Annotated in this window: 1 protein-coding gene; it reads right to left on the minus strand. The window is 70.1% G+C overall.

What is annotated here, in order from left to right:
- Positions 1-14: 14 nt before the first annotated feature.
- Positions 15-1,319 carry an IS4 family transposase gene (locus tag LO763_RS28550; RefSeq protein WP_230792292.1) on the minus strand — a complete coding sequence of 435 codons (1,305 nt, stop codon included), beginning with the start codon at positions 1,317-1,319 and terminating at the stop codon, positions 15-17.
- Positions 1,320-1,465 lie beyond the last annotated feature (146 nt).

Consider the following 1,465-nt stretch of genomic DNA (forward strand, 5'->3'; position numbering starts at 1 on the left):
CCAATGTCGTTCAGTTAGCGGGTGTCGATGAGGGCGATTTCGAGGGTGGCTTTGTAGGTTCGCCTGTTCACGGTGCCTTTGGCGCGGTGTTTGGAGATCGCTCGTTTGATCGCTCGTGGTGCGGTGCGCAGGCGGCGTTTGGGGAGGGGCCGGGCGATCAGCTCGGCCCCGATCCGTCCGGCCAGGTCGAGGTGTTCGTCATCGATGATGCCCGCGGCCTGGATGATCTGGTCGCGGGCGCATTCGATGGCGAGGGTGAAGCTGGCGGTCAGCGGGGTCAGGTCGCTTGCGGTGCAGGCGTCATCGATAGCGCAGCGGACGGCCTGGTAAAGCACGAGCAGGGCCCAGAGCTCCTGGTCGAGGCCGGCCGGGTCGGCCGCGCGCAGGACCCTGCGGCGCAGCAAGGTGGATTTGAGCTCCATGAACGCGGTCTCGATCTCCCAGCGCTGGTGGTAGAGCTCGACCAGGTCCAGGGCGGGGTGGGCGGCGGGGTCGGTCAGGGTGGTGGCGAGCCGGTAGGCGCCGGTGCGGGTGGCGCCGGTGGTGTTGATGGTGATCTCGGCTTCGATCAGGCGCAGTTGGAGGGGCCCGATCTGGACCAGGCGGGTGCCCTCGCTCAGGCGCTTGATGGTGCGCGGACGCCAGTGGGCCGGGATACGGACGAGCAGGTCGGTGCCGGTCTCAGTGGCGCGGGCGAGGAAGTCGGCCGAGGCGAAGCCGCGGTCGGCCAGCAGCAGCCGGCCCGGTCCCAGGTGCGGGAGCAGGGACCGGGCGAGGTACTGCTCGGTGTCACCGGTGGTGGACCAGGTCGCGCCGAGCAGGGACCGGGTGCCGGCCGCGGCCAGGGCGAGCAGCCGGACCTGCGGGTACCCGGCCCGGGCGTGCCCGGCCGAATGCAGACCGAACCGGTCGCGGTTCGCCGCCGAGTCGGGCACCTCGATCTGGGTGCCGTCGAGGGCGACCACCAGCAGGCCCCGCCATCGCACGCAGGCCGCGCCCGGCCCGGCCAGATGGTCGAACAGGGCCCGCAGCGGCGCCGCGCCGAGGCGTTTGCGCGCGTAGTACAAGGCCGAGGCGCCCGGCCGCGGCCCTGGCCCCAGGCCCGCGGTGAGCTTGTCCCACACCAGGCCCCAGCCCAGATGCGCGAACAGTCCGGCCGCCAGCAACAGGTAGACGGTCACCCGTGCCGGGACCAGCCGGATCCGCCGCTGGGTCTTGGCGCACGAGTCGAGCACCGCATCGACCATCTCGAAGGGCACGATCCGGGTCAGCTCGCCCAGATGCCCGGGCGCGAACACGCCGCCAGCGGCACGCACCACACGCGTTATGACAGTATGAGAGGACAAGGGGCTCCTCCTGGTTGAACTTGTTGCAGCACAACTGTTTTACCAGGGAGCCCCTTGCCCTACACCGAGACCAGGACCGGACTAGACACACCAACCCCCGCCCTAACTGAACGACATTG

Origin of the sequence: Glycomyces amatae, from assembly GCF_020991375.1 — a bacterium.
Classification (GTDB): Bacteria; Actinomycetota; Actinomycetes; order Mycobacteriales; family Micromonosporaceae; genus Glycomyces; species Glycomyces amatae.